General features: G+C 35.1%; 14 protein-coding genes, 1 tRNA gene and 1 rRNA gene. 6 read left to right on the forward strand and 10 right to left on the reverse strand.

What is annotated here, in order from left to right; translation table 11 throughout:
* The 3 genes from PZE06_RS18060 to PZE06_RS18070 all read right to left on the reverse strand — a co-directional run.
* Positions 1 to 126, reverse strand: a 16S ribosomal RNA gene (locus PZE06_RS18060); the annotation flags it as partial.
* A 623-nt stretch (positions 127 to 749) separates the two neighbouring features.
* Positions 750 to 1,319: a GNAT family N-acetyltransferase gene (locus PZE06_RS18065; protein ID WP_275791745.1), complete on the reverse strand. Its 570-nt coding sequence runs from the start codon at positions 1,317 to 1,319 to the stop codon at positions 750 to 752.
* Between the two features lie 19 nt (positions 1,320 to 1,338).
* Positions 1,339 to 2,250, reverse strand: coding sequence for a DMT family transporter (locus tag PZE06_RS18070; RefSeq protein WP_483314074.1), 912 nt, complete (start codon positions 2,248 to 2,250; stop codon positions 1,339 to 1,341).
* A 290-nt stretch (positions 2,251 to 2,540) separates the two neighbouring features.
* On the opposite strand from PZE06_RS18070, the gene PZE06_RS18075 reads away from it, so the two are divergent.
* The 6 genes from PZE06_RS18075 to PZE06_RS18100 all read left to right on the forward strand — a co-directional run bounded on the left by PZE06_RS18075 (position 2,541) and on the right by PZE06_RS18100 (position 7,740).
* Positions 2,541 to 3,236 carry an MgtC/SapB family protein gene (locus PZE06_RS18075; RefSeq protein WP_483314075.1) on the forward strand — a complete coding sequence of 232 codons (696 nt, stop codon included), beginning with the start codon at positions 2,541 to 2,543 and terminating at the stop codon, positions 3,234 to 3,236.
* Positions 3,237 to 3,531: 295 nt separating this feature from the next.
* Positions 3,532 to 3,604 (forward strand) — tRNA-Ala (locus PZE06_RS18080).
* Between the two features lie 319 nt (positions 3,605 to 3,923).
* Positions 3,924 to 4,199 (forward strand): hypothetical protein, encoded by a 276-nt coding sequence (locus PZE06_RS18085; RefSeq protein WP_275791747.1) that lies wholly within the window; start codon positions 3,924 to 3,926, stop codon positions 4,197 to 4,199.
* A gap of 504 nt (positions 4,200 to 4,703) precedes the next feature.
* The gene (locus PZE06_RS18090; RefSeq protein WP_275791748.1) at positions 4,704 to 5,312 is read left to right on the forward strand and encodes a response regulator transcription factor; all 609 of its coding nucleotides are present in this window, start codon (positions 4,704 to 4,706) and stop codon (positions 5,310 to 5,312) included.
* Positions 5,313 to 5,324: 12 nt separating this feature from the next.
* The gene (locus tag PZE06_RS18095; protein WP_275791749.1) at positions 5,325 to 6,674 is read left to right on the forward strand and encodes a sensor histidine kinase; all 1,350 of its coding nucleotides are present in this window, start codon (positions 5,325 to 5,327) and stop codon (positions 6,672 to 6,674) included.
* 706 nt (positions 6,675 to 7,380) lie between these two features.
* Entirely contained in the window at positions 7,381 to 7,740 is a 360-nt protein-coding gene (locus PZE06_RS18100; RefSeq protein WP_275791750.1) for a response regulator, read from the forward strand.
* A 132-nt stretch (positions 7,741 to 7,872) separates the two neighbouring features.
* Here the strand turns inward: PZE06_RS18100 and PZE06_RS18105 are convergent, their stop codons facing one another.
* The 7 genes from PZE06_RS18105 to PZE06_RS18130 form a co-directional block, all read right to left on the reverse strand.
* On the reverse strand, positions 7,873 to 9,033 hold the full coding sequence (locus PZE06_RS18105) for a hypothetical protein (RefSeq protein ID WP_275791751.1): 1,161 nt from the start codon (positions 9,031 to 9,033) through the stop codon (positions 7,873 to 7,875).
* Between the two features lie 181 nt (positions 9,034 to 9,214).
* Positions 9,215 to 9,979 (reverse strand): YiiX/YebB-like N1pC/P60 family cysteine hydrolase, encoded by a 765-nt coding sequence (locus tag PZE06_RS18110; RefSeq protein ID WP_275791752.1) that lies wholly within the window; start codon positions 9,977 to 9,979, stop codon positions 9,215 to 9,217.
* 527 nt (positions 9,980 to 10,506) lie between these two features.
* Positions 10,507 to 10,755: an LPXTG cell wall anchor domain-containing protein gene (locus PZE06_RS30125; protein WP_369011854.1), complete on the reverse strand. Its 249-nt coding sequence runs from the start codon at positions 10,753 to 10,755 to the stop codon at positions 10,507 to 10,509.
* A 219-nt stretch (positions 10,756 to 10,974) separates the two neighbouring features.
* Entirely contained in the window at positions 10,975 to 12,087 is a 1,113-nt protein-coding gene (locus tag PZE06_RS18115) for a response regulator (RefSeq protein ID WP_275791753.1), read from the reverse strand.
* Positions 12,087 to 15,146, reverse strand: coding sequence for a hybrid sensor histidine kinase/response regulator (locus PZE06_RS18120; RefSeq protein ID WP_275791754.1), 3,060 nt, complete (start codon positions 15,144 to 15,146; stop codon positions 12,087 to 12,089). The genes PZE06_RS18115 and PZE06_RS18120 overlap by 1 nt, the downstream gene beginning before the upstream one ends.
* Positions 15,147 to 15,723: 577 nt before the next feature.
* Positions 15,724 to 16,749: an LCP family protein gene (locus PZE06_RS18125; RefSeq protein WP_275791755.1), complete on the reverse strand. Its 1,026-nt coding sequence runs from the start codon at positions 16,747 to 16,749 to the stop codon at positions 15,724 to 15,726.
* Positions 16,750 to 16,841: 92 nt separating this feature from the next.
* Positions 16,842 to 17,720, reverse strand: coding sequence for a polysaccharide deacetylase family protein (locus PZE06_RS18130; RefSeq protein WP_275791756.1), 879 nt, complete (start codon positions 17,718 to 17,720; stop codon positions 16,842 to 16,844).
* Between the last annotated feature and the right edge of the window lie 115 nt (positions 17,721 to 17,835).

Raw genomic sequence — 17,835 nt, forward strand, 5'->3', positions numbered from 1 at the left:
TGCCCACGTGTTACTCACCCGTCCGCCGCTAATCATCGGGAGCAAGCTCCCTCCGATCCGCTCGACTTGCATGTATTAGGCACGCCGCCAGCGTTCGTCCTGAGCCAGGATCAAACTCTCCAAAAAAGAGTAAGATTAGCTCTTATGTTTATAATAAACGTTGGCTAGTTTCGGCTCTCATAAGAGTGCCTCCACTATGATTTGTTGACGTATGATTTGTTTAGTTTTCAAAGTGCAATCATGGTTTAAATAAAACTTTCAACCAAAACATCGCTTCAGAAGCGACTTTATAAATATAACATAAAACCTTTTCTTGAGTCAACAGTTTTTTTGATAATTATTTTAAATTCATTTTCAAAACAAACTGTTTTTTTAGGACAAGAAATAATATACCATGTCTTAAAAAAGATTTCAATATAACTTTTGATTTTTTTACAATAAAATTTAAGTTCCCCACTATCCTCGCTACATTTTCTACCTTCCAGTAATAAAAAAAAAGATTTCTCATATTAATTAATAGAGAAAGAAATAATGTTCTAGAAAGGATTGAGAGACATGCTAGAGTCCGTAGCTTTATATCTATCATTTATCATGGCAATCTATTTATTCATTTATTCCTATATCGAGGGACTCAAAATTGCAAATTCAGAAGAAAGAGTTCGGGGCGGTACCTTTATTTTTACGATTACCCTAGCATTTATCTTTTCAGGATTTACTTACATTCTTTAAAAGGAAGAAGAGAGGGCTTTTTATAAGGCACCTCTCTTATTTTCCTGTAGAACCGCACAAAGGACAGCATCCATGTACTTACCTTTTATAAAAAACCTTTTTCGAAGGATTCCTTCTTCCTTAAAACCATTTTTCTCAAGGACTTTCTTAGAGCCATAATTTAAAGGGGAATATAGCGCCTCGATTCGATTGAAATTCATTTCTCTAAATCCATATTCAACCAATGCTCGAACTGCTTCAGACATAATCCCTTTTCTCCAATAAGCAGGGTGAAGGTCATAACCAATTTCTCCTTTTAAATGTTCCTCTTCAAGTGAATGAAAACCGCAGGTTCCAATGATTTCTTTTTCTCCTTTAAGGGTAATCCCCCATCTAATCTGATTTCTGGTCTGATATCGAAAAAGCAAGCTATCGATTAGCTCCTCTGCTTCTTTTAATGAAGAAAGCTGTTCCCTATCGTAATATTTCATCACTTCCTTCTTCGATAAATAAGAATAAATCACAGGTGAATCATGGCTATGCAAATTTCTTAAAATTAGCCTCTTCGTTTCAATAATGGGGAATTTCATAAAAGGAGCATCCCAGCCCATAGCAGTTCCTCATTTCTTCTTAAATCACTCGTTTTTCTTTTTTCATCTTCACCTTTGTTTTAGACATTTTTCCTTCTATTAAAAAGAAAGCTAATGATGCCATTACAATTAAGCCACCAATAATCTGCGTCAGCATAATTTTTTCATTCAATAGATAGTAGGCTAATATCGTTGCCCCAATTGGTTCTAATAAAATAGCCATCGAAATCGTTGAAGTACTTAACCATTTAACAGACCAATTAAATAACGTATGCCCTAATAAAGTTGGAATGATCGCTAGCAAAACAAAGTATAGCCAGTCACTCGTTGGATAATTCGTTAATGGTTGTCCTAATATGAGAACATAAATGAATAGTGTTATCGCACTAATAGCATAGACGACAAATGTGTAAGTTATAAGGGAGACTCTTTTTCGCACTGATTGACCAAACATTAGATAAGCAGTAACTAAAGCACAAGCAATAAGTGCAAGAATATCACCAAATAAGGCCGAACCGCTGATTTTGAAATCACCCCAGCTAATAATGAAACTGCCGATGATCGCCAAAACCCCACAGAAAATAGCCCGCACTGTAAACTTTTCCTTAAAAAATACATAAGTGCCAACAAAAGCAAAAAGCGGCTGCAATGTAACCAATACGGTGGAACTTGCTACAGACGTATAATTTAGTGATTCAAACCAAAGAATGAAATGAAATGCTAGAAATACTCCTGCAACCAAAGAAAATAGCCAATCTCTCTTCGTAATAAGACGCAATTCATTGGCATACTTTATTAAAAACACAGGAAGCATAATGATTACTGAAAAAAACAAACGATAAAAGGCAATTACCTCGGAAGGAGCTTGTGATACCTTTACAAATATAGCCGATGTCGAAACTGAAATGACGCCAATGGCTAAAATAAAATATGGATTTACTTTTGGCCTCATCAAATAAAACTCCTTAAAAATTGGCTTTGTTAGATGTCAGTTGATTTTGGCTCATTTCTCTTTGATTCTATAAAGAATAACTGAAAGACGTGGGGAAACCAAGGTTTCACACGAATTGAGCCAAAAATGATTTGAGCAATTATATCGTTAAACAAAGCCTTAAATTTAAAAATGCTCATTTACTGTAACGTGTATATCATTTATTTTACAACCTTTAATAAGACAATTACCATGAAAATAATATTTTCTTTAAAACAAGCAGCTCGTTCTGAAGAAAGGTGGGGAAAAAATTGCTTGGTTCTGATATGGAAATACTCATGAAATTAGGGATATCAACTTTTCTTGGATTAATTATTGGATTAGAGAGGGAATTGAAAAGAAAACCCGTCGGTCTTAAAACAAGTTTAGTCATTTCAATCGTCAGTTGCCTTCTTACAATCGTATCGATCGAGTCTGCCTATATGGTACCACCGAGAGAAGATATAAACATTACAATGGATCCACTCCGATTAGCTGCACAGATCATTTCCGGGATTGGCTTTCTTGGAGCCGGGGTTATTTTACGAAGGGGAAATGACAGCATTTCAGGACTAACGACTGCTGCATTAATCTGGGGTGCGGCAGGAATTGGAATTGCCGTAGGAGCAGGTTTCTATATTGAGGCAACTACAGGGGTCGCATTGTTAATCATTAGCGTTGAAATCGTTCCAATTATTATGGGATGGATCGGCCCACGCCAATTGCGAGAAAAAGAAATTAAACTTCAGCTAAATGTACAAGACAAAAATAAAATCGTCGAAATCATTAACTATTTAAAAGACGAGAAAATTTCCCTCAAACATTTACGAATCAAAGATTTAAACGACAATGATCATCTTGTGCAATTAAGAGTTACCGTCAATCATAAAAGATTAACAACAGATGTGTATCATACTGTTTCAAAAATTGAAGCTGTACGTAGCGTTGAAATTGAAAGTATACATTAAAAGACTTCAGGTTCTGTCCGCAAGCGTTCATTTTCTTTAGTGTTCACCTTGTTAGGATGCACATTCTTTTTATTGATAACCCCGCTCCGCTCCTCTCAAGGCTCATCCCCTTGAAAACATATATGATCCTATTAACTGCTGGCAACTTTTTTTATTTGCCAATACTTTAAGGACTTCATTTAATGCTTTTGCTCTTAAACTTTATATTTTTAATGCGCACGACTTTTTCACAAGTAAAATTCCTCTTGATCTTTTGAATAATTTCCTTATATAATAGTCGATGTAAATATCATACGGGGGATTAGCTCAGCTGGGAGAGCGCAACGCTGGCAGCGTTGAGGTCAGGGGTTCGAGCCCCCTATTCTCCATCCCGAAAAGCCTTGTGTATCAAGGCTTTTTTTTGTACTATTTTATCATGCATCACTATTTTAAGTATTGTTGACGAAATAGTTTTTATTAAATTTTCAGACTGCATTCCCTATTAAATTAAACAATAAAGTTGCGAGACATTTTTTGTGCATATTCGCTATGCAACTTGCAGCTTCTCTATCAAACTTATCAGCACTTATGCATTCATACATTCTTGTCCAAAATTACCGCTAACTTTATGTTTCAATCCTCTAATCATGGACAAACTATATCAGCATGATCAACCTGATAATTTATGTCCTTTGGAGTGATACTGTGATGGACTTTCCAACAATACGTACAAACTTTTGGGATGCAGTAATAGCAGTCCCATCTATCATGGTTTTAACGCAGATCATTAAAATAGTTTTTAAAACCCCAAAACATTTTGTGCCAACGTTAGCGCTCGCTATTGGTTTAACAATCTCCACTTTTATTAGTCACCGTCATGATTTGCCTGCGGGTCTTTTTATGGGATGGTTTTATGGTTACGCTGCAATAGGTTCATATGCAGCTACCAAAACCGCACTTATTTATTTCAGAAACCAAAAATAGCCTAGCATTAACGGCTTTTGCTGTTGTAAAAGAAAGACATTACGAGTGAACAATCATAAAAAGTCAAAAAAGACATGAAGGAATGATTACCTTTAACAGGTTGCTTAAAAGAGCTTAATGCTAGTTAGTGGAAAGCGGAGGGGTGACTACTAGAGAAGTCGCATTACAGGCAAGCACCGCAGAAGTATTCGTGACGATGAAACTCGGAGAAAACATCCTTCGGAAAGCAAGTGCCTGAAGTGGAAATCAATGCTATTTCGTGTATAAGGAATTGTTGTCGACAAACCGAAAGCCTTCTGTTCAAGGCTTTTTCTTTTTACTGCGTTTAATCCCTCCCTTAAAAAGAGCCACAATATCCCTCCCGCACAAATGTAGTTCCAAGCAAGAAAGTTAAAAATTTTAATGGTACACATTAAAATGTCTACTTTTATTTCGGTGTTAAAATATAAGATAATAATTTAATATAATAGAAGGAGAGTGATCTAGGTAGCTCGTGCAAAAGTAATGCTTGTTGAAGATGATTTGGACTGGAGCAACGGCTTGCAAGTCTATTTTTCCAACGAAAGCTGTTTTGAAATTGTTTCATGTGTGGACAGCATGGATTCTTGTCTTTCTGCTCTCAATCATATAACAGTAGATATTGTTCTCATGGATATAATCTTGGGCAATGCCCATGCAACAGGATTAGATGCAGCCCTAGAAATTACATATACACACCCTAACATCAAAGTCATTATGCTAAGTTCCTTGGAAGATGACGATGAGGTTTTTAATGAAGCATTCTTAAATGGAGCGTACGATTTTGTCTACAAGAATGAATTTGAGCAAATCCCTACAATTATAGCTAATGCCATGAACGATCAGGATACAAAATACGGTCCAAGATTAAAAAAACTTGTTTATGATAAGAAAAAAAAGCTTCTTAATGCTTATGACATCGCACTGCTTAAGCTCATTCTTGAGGGAAAAACACAACAGGAAATTGCGGATCTCAATAGTGTGAGTTTATCAGCTGTGAAAAAAAGAGTAAGCCGTATATTAGAAAAATTTCATTGGAGTCGTTCAACTAAGGAATTGGCTAACAAGTGTTATAAATGGGGGCTATTAGAGTAGGAGGAACTAGCAATGCTGATTGCTTTCTTTTTATTATTGTTTATGGTCATGACACCGATCAGTCTGTACTTACTAAGGAAGCACGGAGAAAACCGTCTACTTGTTTGGGCAGCACTGATTATTTTGACTGCTGGATTAAGCGGGTTGCAAGTTGGCTTAGAAAAACTTGCGATTCCATATATGGATTCTCTCGAATCAAGTGAGTCTTTACTAAAGGTAATGTATTTTGCTTCTTCCTTTTTAAATATTATCGTCCACGCATTTCCATACTACTTAATTCTTATCTACTTTATTCATTTCGCAGGGTATGCACAGGGAAAAACCCTTAATACCCTACTGCTCATTCCGGTATTATTATCTTTTATATTTACCGATGTATATAGCACTTCTCAAATGAACTACTCCTATATATTGAGCTGGGGTATTCCCTACATGTTAGCATCAATTTTGCTATTTGTGAGGGGAATTCTCACTGCTGAAAACGAAATAATCAAGAAGCTTCAATATTTTGGTATCGGGATGATCATTTTAATTCCTGAAATTTTTCTACTACTTTTACAATTGGAAGGTACCTATATTCAATTTCCTATCGACATTCTCATTTTAATTCCGATACTATGTCTAATTAGTTTGCTTTTTGGTTTGATTTTTTTTGTCTATAATGTCTTTACTCGCTTCCAAGCCTCTGCTGTGTTAACCAAAATGCAACTTGGAACAAGCTTGATGCAACACGCATTCAAAAATGCGATATCCAAAAACAAATTGCATGCGCTCAATATGCAGCGCAGCCTTGAAGGAAAACATTATGAAGTTGTCGACGATCACTTGAGAAGCTTATTGCGTTCCAATGAACATCTAATGAATATGGTGTCCAAGCTCTCTTATTTAACCCAAAGTCGACTATCAGCTGAACTTAAACCAACTGATATTTCTCTACTATTGGATGAATTGATTGACCAATTTCACTATACATCAGTCTCATTAGAGAAAAACTATTCTTCGGAAATTGTAAATATTGATCGTACTTTAATCGCAGAATGTTTTACAAATATTATCAATAACGCAATCGAAGCCATGAATTGTCAAGGAAAGATTACCATTACGATAGAAAAAGGAAGACGTCATATAAAGATTCATTTTTCAGATACAGGAAAAGGGATGAACAAGGAGCAGATTAACAATATGTTTGAACCGTTTTATTCAACAAAACATAAAACAGGCCAAAATTTTGGACTAGGAATGTTTCACGCAAAAAAAATCATCAATGCGCATAGAGGAAAAATCAAAGTGGTAAGTCAGCCAACTAAAGGGACGACTATCTCCATTATTTTAGCGAAGACAAAAAAACTACAGCCTCAATAAACGATTCAGATATAAGTTTCATCATGACCCGTTCGCTACACTTGCATTAAATCGAGAATTGCATGCAGAACCAACCAGCAGCATATAAAGGTTTTTTAGGTATTTAAGCAAAGTACACAAAAAAGTTTCCACTTCCATCCTTAAAAAAGCAGAAAGTATAATTAGTATGAATTAAATATTGAAAGGATGTTAGAAAGATATGTATCAGGTAGTTTAATAAAAAATTCTAGCTAACTTACTTGTATATTTCTCATCATTTTTATGCGAGCAACATTCATCAATTATGTGAACAGATGAGCATTTATCATTCCAGGGCGAAAAAGCTGCATTACGTTTGCGCTATCTTATTACAAAGCCATTCCATTAAGAGAATACATTGCGAAAGTGCTTTTAATTTTAAGTAATTTTCACTATAAAGAAAGTGTCAATATCACTTAACCACCATGGACCATGCGTTATCCGCCGGAATGACGTAAAGTTTGCAACCTTCCCCTTGTTAAGGAGAAATTTCTCAATACCTTACCAGAACAAGGATGAAGTGAAAAAGCAAGTGATAGTGGACTACTCCTTAGTATCAAAACAATCTTAAAAGTTTATAAGGTGAAACTGCGACCATCTCCCCTTTGTTGTAATAATAAAGTCAGTGGATTTATTTATTCAGCAACTATCTCATTGTTGATCCATTTATAAACAGAAGGTGAAAGAAATGTCTAAAACCGTATTAATTGCTGATGATTCAATGTTTTCTCGAAATTTGATCAAAAATGTTGTTCGTGACAACGGCTTCGAGGTGATAGCAGAAGCTTCTAATGGACGAAGCGCTGTTACTTCCTACCAAGAAAAAGCGACTGATATCGTGATACTAGACTTAACCATGCCTTTATTAAACGGTTTGGAGGCATTACAAGAAATCATTGATTATGACCCAAAAGCAAAAGTAATTATGTACTCGGCAATGGGGCAGCAAAGATTGATTATCGAGGCTCTCAAAATTGGCGCAAAAGATTTCGTCATTAAACCTAATATAAATAAACTGCTCCCTGCCATGAAAAAAATATTTTGGTAAAGTTTAAAATTTTCAATCAGTAGTATATTCAATAGGACAACTTTATCAAAAGATGCTGCTGTAACTGAACTATGAAGAATCTACACATATACCCATTATTTAAATCGCCCTTTTCATAATTAAAGCTACGACTCAGTCATTTTCAGGGTGAATCATCACAAAATCATATAAATGCATTTTTGTATTAAAAGTATTCAACTCTGGAAAATCTTTCAGGACTAGCTCCTCTTGCTTTTTTCCAGTAAGGAGATTAAAGCCTTCAATTTTTGCAAGCCTATTTTCATGTTCAAGGGAGAAGACATAAAGAGTGCCATTTTTGGGGAACACTTCTAAGCTTCCTTCAAAACTGGTCTCCAATAGAGAAAATGCTTTTTCACTGTTTCCTGTCTTAGTCGATATTCGATAAACATCTCCGAAGCCATCGATAAAATAAAGGTTATCTTGATAAAGAAATACACATCTTTTATAACTAAAAGGTATCTGCTTGTAAAAAGTTTGCTCATCATTAGCATACGCCGCCACTTTTTTAAAATAATACTCTTTTGACTGCAAATTAACCTTGACCATTTCGGTTAAAGCTCCAGTTTGCCGAATGAAATATAAATGATGCCCGTCGGTCTGAAGTTGTCCAAATGTCGTACTATTCTCTTCCTTCTCAATTTCCAACATTTGCTTAACAATTGGCTCTTCTCCTAATATTACTTCATTAAGCTGATAGCTTTTTTCATCTTCTGATGATGACAGTGTATAAAGACTCCCCTGATGCAACACAGAGGCTTCAATAAAGAAAGGAATGACCCCTTTTTCGAAATGCCCATCTTTTTCCCAATAAAAATCCGAACGGTAGCCTCCGTTTGTTTTATCGTAGCCAGAATTAAAAACAGCATAAAAACCAGCCGTTTGTTCAAGGAATCCAAGATGGTCTCCCGTATGCTGGTAATCATCTCTTTCAATCCTCTTAAACCCTTTCGAAATTTTATAAAAGCGACTCTTATCCACTAAAAGAATCTCATTCTCTTTCACACCAATGCTTCCCAACTCCAGTCCTTCCATCTCATAAGTCATCAGTTTACCTCTATGATCAATAAATACTGCTGCACTTTTTCCTCCGCCATACGTATCTTGGTCAGCTGTAGTTGAGAAATAAACGATCGCTTCCTTATTATCTAAGAAATTTTCCTCGTCAAGATCCCTATCACTTGCTTTTTTCGTATCGCCATTCTTTGTAAAAAACCAGCCTACCAATATCGTTATTAAAATGAAACAAATGAGCACCATCCATCTCTTCCTCATACGTTCTCCTCATACTTAATTTAGTGAGTAAAGCGGTTTCACAATGCACCATGATGAATTAAAAAACGAATATCTATAAAAGATTGAGTGCAAAAACTATTTTTAACATCAATGAAGTTGTAAATATTCGTTTTTTAACTCCATATTCCCTTATAAAAGTGCCAAATCTATTGATAAGCTTTTAATTAATCGTCGCGATCGTGGTTGTGTAAGATGAGGCGGTAATATCACGCGGATATACCCCTAAGCCACCATTATGGTCTATATCGATGTTAGCTTTCAAAGTAAAGGCAGACCAAAGTAATTTTGAACAATTTTTATCTCCATCGTGCCCTGTTAATCTATTGGTTGCAAAATTAAAAGAATATGAGCTTCCCACCTGACTGACTGCCCAATCTGCTGCGTTATTCTTTTGAGTGGTCGTAACGTTTACCCTTTGAATAATACTGTTTTTTTCTACATTACGAGCATTATATTTAATCTGACGAACACCATCCCCCGGAACAGCCTCAACAATTTTATCAGATGCTGAATACATCCCAACATGACCATGGTTATAGTAAGCGGTATAGGAATCTGAATAAAAAATATTTCCTTTCGTACTCATTGGCAACACATAGGAACCGGATGAACCGCCAAAAATAACCGCATCTTTTTTCTCATTGCCGTTTTCCTTCGCTACCTTGTCTCCCTCTTCTTTATCTGTTATTAACTCTTGATAAACCATTTTGATTACTTCGTCTTTTGTCATTTTTTGAGATTTGGCATAGTCGGTAATCGATTCAAGAATTTCTTGTTCTGTCGTACCAGGCTGAAGTTGAACTATTTCCTTGAGGTACATGTCAATTTCTGAGGATTTAGCATAGCTAGACGGTGAGAATAAGAGTGATAGTCCTAAAACGACGATAGCAAAGGGTACAAACGCTCTTTTCCTTTTTACCACCATTTCATTCCTCCTTTATTGAGATTCCCTAGGATATTATGACGGAAATGGAAAATATATGTATAGTATTTAAGTTAAGAATTGTTAATTCATTGTTTAAATATAATAATTTCTTACACTGACATCGAGCCTTTCATTTATCTTGAACGCCTCGCTATTCTGTCATTTATCTCCATGTGATGATCGTTTATAGTATCGTAAAATTGCTTACAGACGGTTGGTCTTTTGTTAAAAAGCTGGACAAGTCATGTATACATAAAACAACAAGCTTTACCGTGGTTAAGATTGAATATAATTCACTTAGAAATTGCATAATAACGATAAATATAGGGGGTGTCAAATGGAAAACAAATTTGCTGTTCTTATCTTCTTTTCAATTTTAAGTATCATTACAACAACAATTTTTAGTTTAACGATCATTTCTCAAAACAAGAGCCTCAAACAAAAACTTGAGCAATCATAACAATGCTTCAACACCACTACTTATAAAAAGCTGTTCTTTTACCCTTTCAGATAAAGAACAGCTTTTTTCAGTTTATAGTCGTTTTTCTTTTATACATAAGAAAGACTAAATCGAATATTATGAGGACCAGTCCACTTATGATGTTCATGATTGAACTTTCTTCCCCTGTTTGTGGAAGAACAGCTATGTCACTATTTTGGGAGCTTTTGTTGCTCCCCTTCTTACATGACTCTGACAAAAAATGATTTAATCTTGAGTGAAAGGAATGATTCCCTCCACTCTTTAGATTTATGGTATATAGTAAATACCGCCACATCTCAACAAATTTTAATCATACTCACTAAACAAAGATATTGAACTTTTCATCGCTAAGGAGAAAAAGAACAGACAATGGCTTTTAACTATAAACATTAAGAACATGTAAAATCTGAACATGGTATACGATTTGCAGATTCTTACCACACTTTTAAAAAACTATTAAAGAAAAATCACACATTTTTCTTTAATAGTTTCTTATAGCAGGAGACTGCCTATGTTAAACTAGATGGCTTTTATATAATTTCTCAATCTGTTTTGGTAATTCCATTCCCAGATCGGCTTCATATATAATTTTAAAATCGCGATATAATGTTTTCAACTGCTGCAACTGATTGCTTGAAATTAAAAATTTCATAAACATCAGCATGTACTCCTCATTATACAAATCAAACTGGAGTAGTTTTTCTAAACATTTTTCAACAATGATGTGGTTTTTTTCTACGTCGATATTATCTTTAATAAAGTTCGCTAGAACATATTGAACAGATTTTTTTATTCGCTCACCTTCTAAAAATACCCAATGAAAATCTTCTTCTTCAAGATAATCGCCAGCATAAAGGTTCAACAACTTTTCGACGGTTGTATGATCGATAACATCCTGCTCACAAATTTTAAGAATTTCGGTTACGTCACTTTCAGGAGAAATCATTAATTGATAGTGATCATTATTAAATTTTAGAGGGTTCTTCTGCACTCCTGCAGCCCTTACCGTTTTTCTAAGCTGATAAACCGTTGTATGTAGAAGTGCAATGGCTTTATCAGCCCTCATTTCCGGCCAAAGATCCTCAATTACTTTTGCTTTATGAACAGGCTTATCACGAAAATGCCATAAGTAAACAAATAATTCCTTCACTTTTCTCGTCCGCCAAGAGACATCATTCCCCTTTGAATCGAGCAGACGAAAGCTTCCCATCGTGTAAATATACAGCTCTTTGCATTGCGAAGAAGTTTCCTGCAATTTTTCGTACATTTCCAGCCTTTCCCTGATCTTCGCAATCGTTTTTTGAAGGCGATTACGCTTTACTGGTTTAAGCAAATAATCAATCACACTCACTTCAAAAGCATCTAACGCATACTGGGGATGGGCGGTAACAAACACAACTTCTAAATGCTCAAACTCCCGATGCAGCCATTTAGCAATTTCAATACCATGTCTGTCTCCTAATTCGATATCAAGAAAAAGAACATCCACTTGCAGATGAGGAAGTTGCTCCATAACAGTATAAGGATTTGTAAATGTTCCTACAATCTCAACATCATTCAATGATTGAAGCAAATCTTTTAACACTTCAATTGCGTAAGGTTCATCATCCAAAATACTAACTCTCATCACTCTTTAACTCCTGGTAAAAGTATTGTGATTTTTGTTCCAACTCCTTCTTCACTTTCCAACGTGAAGGAAGAGCGTTTTATTAATTTGAGCTTTTTAAACGGGTTTGTAAATCCGACCCGTGAATTTCTCCCTTTCATTAATTCCAGTTGCTTTTGCTTTGAAATGCCGACCCCATTATCCTCAATCACAATTTTCACTTGATCACCGACTTTATCAATTGAGAGCTTAACTATACCACCGTTCTCTTTCATAGCAATCCCATGCTGAACCGCATTTTCAATAAGCGGTTGAATGATCATTAATGGGATAATAGCATCCGCTGTATCATCGATATCGTATTCAACCTGCAAACGTTCATCGAATCTTATTTTTTCAATTTCTAAGTACGATTGAACGAGTTCAATTTCATCTTCTAGTCTCACGATTGAACGATAGCTCGTAAAATCAAGTTTCGCGCGAAAATAAGTAGCTAAATGCACCAACGCTTCCCTTGTTTGCTTCGTGTCTGTAAAAGTTAAACCAATGATCGTATTCAGAGTATTATAGAGAAAATGTGGTTTAATTTGAGAATAATACATCGTTAATTCATTTACTAGCGCATCTTTCGCGGATTTCTTCATCGATAAAAGAAACTCAACGCGGGCCTTTAACTCATCTAAAATAATCGGCTTTTGTAAAAATTCATTTGCACCAATTTGCAGTGAATGAATCAAATCAGTTAATTGCCCGGAAGCCGTTAAAACAATAACCGGTAAATCAAATAAGTCGAACTCTTTGCGCAATTGTTGACAGACATCGAAGCCAGATAAATTTGGCATCATTAAATCTAAAATGACCAAATCAATTTCCTGTTCGTGAATTACCTCCAATGCAGCTTGCCCATTATCAACAGCAATAACCGTATACCCTAGTGAGACGATCATATCCATTAATATTTTCAAATTTGGATGTTCATCATCTACGATTAGAATGGTGTAGTCTTTCTCCCCTGCTATCGATTGTGGAAAATGATACTGTACTGGCAATTGCTCAGCGGCAGCCACTTGAGGTAAAGCAACTGTTTTTTCAGTTCTATCATTGTTTTTTTGCCCATCCTCTGCCAAAGGTATCGTGAAGGTAAAACACGACCCTTCCCCTCGAGTAGACGTTACGGAAATGCTTCCTCCGGAAAGCTCTACTAATTCCTTTGTAATGCTCAATCCCAGACCTAGGCCAATTTGGTTCCGATCATGGTGATTCTTCACTTGATAAAAGGAGGAAAAAATACGTGTTAAATTTTCTTCATCAATTCCAATACCAGTATCCTCTACTGAAAACTGCATGTGGTTATTTTGCACTTCTGCTGTAACCGTTATTACGCCTTGTTTCGTATATTTAATACTATTATGTATGAGATTAAAGAGGATTTGCTTCAATCTATTTTCATCTACATACATCAATGGGAGCGAAGGATCAGTGCGATTAATGATTTTGACAGATTGTCGATCAGGCAGTAAATAGGACATCTCTGCTATAATATCGCCTACGACTTGGAGGGACGTTGGTGCTGGTTCATTATGAATTTCCCCTCTTTTAATATTTCCTGCATCCAGCAAGTTTTCAACTAAAGTAGCTAGCCTTCGCCCAACATTATGAATAAGCAGTAGACTTTCCTGTTGTTCTTTTTTTAAAGGTCCTAAGAAGCCCTCCAAAATTGATTTTGATAAATTAAGAATCACATGCAGAGGAGTCCGTAATTCATGTGACGTCTTGACAAGGAAATCATCTTTAAGGGAATCGAAATGCAGAAGTTCCTTCGTCAATTCATCAACCTTTTTAAAGGCTTGTTGAGAGCGATAACTCATCAGCGATGACAGACCAAAGATCATAAATAAAAATAAGAAAAGCGGTGCTCCACCAAATTCCACCTCAAATAACAAATTAACACCGAGAAGAGTTCCATAACATGCATAAGATACAACCACATTTATGATATACAGTGAACCCTCCATTTTATTTCGATAAGCTTTTATTAATATAAACAGTATATAGCAATAAGCAATTCCAATAACGACAACAACAAAGATCTGTAAATATATAAGAGGAAAGAAATCTGAAAGCTGTATAGGACGAAACGGTCCTAAAAAAATGACGGGTATTAAAAGTAAAAAACAAAGAGCTGTAGTCATTTTCTTGTTGACATATTCTATAAAAAAACTATACATAAACAATAAAAAGAAGAGCATAGATAAATGAATCGTCATGAGCTGCCATTGCAGCAATAATCTCTCTCCAATTTCCGGAAATACCAATAATAATAATCTTTCATTTATCGCTGCTGTATAAAATCCTTGAATAAAACAAAATAAGCTAAAATACAATTCATACAAATTTTTGCGCTGTTGCAAGTACGTAACGATATACATTAATGCTAAAATTAGATAGCCAGAAAAGACCATTGCATCCAATATTTTAAACAGATCCCGATTTGCTAAAATATTGTCTGCCGGACCAAATTTTATATGACGCAAAATTCCTCCGGTCGTAACCTGGTGACTTGAGACATGAATAACCAATTCAAGCTGGTTTGAATCACTATGAATGAAGGCATTGTAACTTGCATTACCAAAAATATAATCTTTCTCATGTTCAGATACTTGTCCACTGCTCCCAATCACACTGCCATTAGCAAAAATTTTGCTAGAATAGCCGATCATATTGATCTTCATACCAAAATTACCAGAAAATGGGGTATTAATGATTAATCGGTACGTTCCAAACGGCTTTTCAGCTGAGATATGATCATCCCATTTGCCTGGGACTGTTATATACTGCCTCTGCTCCTCATAGAGAGCAAATTTATCCGATTCAGGATCAATAAGGACGCCAGGATAGAATTCCCACTCCCCATCTAATGTAATCACTTGATTATTCGTAAATGTTAAATGGCTCACATCTAATAAACCTTTATTAGATTTAGGAAGTTCAGAATCTTTCCAATCTGATACATTAATGACGTACACCACTGTAAATAAAATAACAAACGCTGTTAAAAATAACGTAACTTTTCTTTCCATTAGTCACCTACAAATAGTCATATTTCATATAAACAATGATTGCTTTATTTTTGTGAGATAAATAGATTTAAACTTAAGTCTCTGTTTCCCATTATATAACAATAGTAAGTATGTTCAATCACATTAGAACACTTTCAATAAAAAATAGTGGTTTTATTAAATATTTTGGCTTTGTTTTAGGCTAATTTCTCTCTGATTTCATGAAACGATGGAGAAAACTTATTTTCTCACATTGCTTCATAAATCAGAAGACCTTTCAGTATAACTGAAAGGCGTGTGAAACAAAAATTGCCCACGAAATGAGCCAAAAATCGTTTAATCAACAATTTTGTTTAACAAAGCGAACATTTTAAAAATTCAAGCTTTAAAATATGGTAATCTAGAGCAGCAAGTATAAGAGATCCATACTCGACAGGTGAAAAAATTTCCACCCGCATAAAAAAGAGAGCCTTTCAAAAGCAATGCTTTGAAACACTCTCTACGCTATTTTTACTTTTCAATTTAGGTTTGGCCACAGAAACAGGTACAAAATTATTATTAATCAAAAGCTTTTTTCATAAATGGAAAAATACAAGAACTAATTATTTTTAATTTCTATATCTTCTGCACCCTCTTGCATAGCCAATTCCAACTCTTGTTTTAATGTATTTGAGATATTATCAAGTCCTTCTTCGGATGGAACAAAGTAATATATCCGATCTATTATTTGCCCCTCTCCCTCTAGTTCAAAGGATTTGATTTTAGCTGTATTGATCGAAGAATAGACATGTTGCAATTGAAAAATCTCTGTCGGGCTTAAACTTGTTGTAACGTTTTTCCCTAGTATTTTAGAAATTTCGCCAACTTTAAATAGGGTATTGGTCGAAATGGCCTCATCGATAGTAGCTTCAATAAATTGTCGCTGTCTTTCATCGCGCGAATAAATATTGTTAATTTCTCGTTTTCGCATTCGCACAAAGGCTAAGGCTTCTTCACCATTTAATTTCTTTTCACCTTTTTCAAAATAAATTCTTTCGCCACCAGCATATATATCTTTTTCCCAAAATGGTTCTTTAATATTGACGGTAACACCACCCAATGCATTAACAAGATCTCTAAAACCATCAAAATTAACAGTAACATACTCATCAATTGGAATATTTAATAATTGCTCGACTTTTTCAACTGTAAGTTTATTGGCACCGTAATCATTCATGGATCCATATGAGTATGCTGCATTAATTTTATGAGTACCGGCATATTTTCCAGCCTCTTCTTCCGTAAATTCCACTCTTGTATCACGTGGAATACTCGTTATCGTTACATTTTCTGTTTTTGGATTTAATGTCACAACAATAAGGGAGTCTGCCCGCCCATTTTCTCCGCTTGTCGCATATTCCTCGATACCAATTAATAGAAGTGATATCGGTTCCTTTCCTATATGAACAGCTGCGTTTCTCAGCTCTGAGTTTCCATCTGGACGATCTATCTCCTCATATGCTTCAGTTGCTGCATTATAAGCATGAAAAAAGAAATATCCACCATACGCAACAGCAGTCATTACTAACAGCAAAAGAACACTTATTATATATTTTTTCCACTTAATTCTTTTTTTCGCTCTCAAACGTATTTCCTCTTTTCTAAGCTAAAATTTATTTACAGTGATGAATGGAGTGTGGTATTCCTTCGAGACTAGCAAAAGAGGACTATTATTATTTATTGATCCACTTTAAATTGCAACGGCTTCATCGACTCATCTATTGCTTTCATCTCATATCCATTTTTATGAAAATAACTTAACAGTTTTTCTAAATGATTAGCTGTAGTTGGCTTCTCGTGCAGTAAAATAACCAATGGTCTCTTACCAACATATTGATTTACCTGCTGAATCACATTATTCACGTATTGACCTTTCGTCATCTTCCAATCCTCTGAATCAATATTCCAATCCCATAAAATAAATTGCTCATCCTCAATTGCTTCTCTAAAAGGCTGAGTGATATAAGGTTTTGAACCATATGGTGCTCTTATCAACCGAGATCTCAAATGGGAATTTTCAAAAATCGCCGCTAACGTTTCATTCATTTCCGCTACAAAATTTCCAGGAGATTGATAGATTTTCGATACATCATGTGTGACACCATGAGCGCCAATAGAGTGACCACTTTCAGCCACTTTTTCCACCATAGCAGAATTTTGTTCGATATTTGGCTTTAACATAAAATAAGTCGCTTTGGCATTATACTGATTAAGCAGATTTAATATTTTTTCTGAAGCAGTTGAATGCGGCCCATCATCAAAAGTTAAGTAGACTACTTTCCCAAGTTCTAACTCTTCTCTCTCTTCATCTTCAATGATTGCTCTACCTGTATCTTCATCAACATCCTTTTCAATTACATCTTTCACTTGTTGACTATCAGCATCTTTAATCTTTGCTTCTGCTATTTTAGTATCTTCTTTAGCCAAGTCAAACATTTGTCCGACGACCTTTCCTGCCCATGTTACGCATAATGATACCATTAATATAGTTAGTATAAATACTGTTATTTTCCCCTTAACATTCAATTTATATCTTTTTCTTTGTGAACTTGACATATTGATCCCCCCAAATATAACCACACTACACAGTAATCTTCTTTACAAGAATGATCGCTTCGATCATTTTGCTGTATTTAGACAAAACCCGACATATTTCTTTGCAAGATTAAAT

This window comes from Robertmurraya sp. DFI.2.37 (genome assembly GCF_029211245.1).
Taxonomy (GTDB): domain Bacteria; phylum Bacillota; class Bacilli; order Bacillales; family Cytobacillaceae; genus Robertmurraya; species Robertmurraya methanolica_A.

Bases quoted from the DNA above. Each gene is read 5' to 3' on its own strand.
- PZE06_RS18065 (WP_275791745.1), bottom strand. From the start codon at position 1,319: ATGGGCTGGGATGCTCCTTTTATGAAATTCCCCATTATTGAAACGAAG.
- PZE06_RS18070 (WP_483314074.1), bottom strand. From the start codon at position 2,250: ATGAGGCCAAAAGTAAATCCATATTTTATTTTAGCCATTGGCGTCATT.
- PZE06_RS18085 (WP_275791747.1), top strand. From the start codon at position 3,924: ATGGACTTTCCAACAATACGTACAAACTTTTGGGATGCAGTAATAGCA.
- PZE06_RS18090 (WP_275791748.1), top strand. From the start codon at position 4,704: ATGCTTGTTGAAGATGATTTGGACTGGAGCAACGGCTTGCAAGTCTAT.
- PZE06_RS18095 (WP_275791749.1), top strand. From the start codon at position 5,325: ATGCTGATTGCTTTCTTTTTATTATTGTTTATGGTCATGACACCGATC.
- PZE06_RS18100 (WP_275791750.1), top strand. From the start codon at position 7,381: ATGTCTAAAACCGTATTAATTGCTGATGATTCAATGTTTTCTCGAAAT.
- PZE06_RS18105 (WP_275791751.1), bottom strand. From the start codon at position 9,033: ATGAGGAAGAGATGGATGGTGCTCATTTGTTTCATTTTAATAACGATA.
- PZE06_RS18110 (WP_275791752.1), bottom strand. From the start codon at position 9,979: ATGGTGGTAAAAAGGAAAAGAGCGTTTGTACCCTTTGCTATCGTCGTT.
- PZE06_RS30125 (WP_369011854.1), bottom strand. From the start codon at position 10,755: ATGTGGCGGTATTTACTATATACCATAAATCTAAAGAGTGGAGGGAAT.
- PZE06_RS18115 (WP_275791753.1), bottom strand. From the start codon at position 12,087: ATGAGAGTTAGTATTTTGGATGATGAACCTTACGCAATTGAAGTGTTA.
- PZE06_RS18120 (WP_275791754.1), bottom strand. From the start codon at position 15,146: ATGGAAAGAAAAGTTACGTTATTTTTAACAGCGTTTGTTATTTTATTT.
- PZE06_RS18130 (WP_275791756.1), bottom strand. From the start codon at position 17,720: ATGTCAAGTTCACAAAGAAAAAGATATAAATTGAATGTTAAGGGGAAA.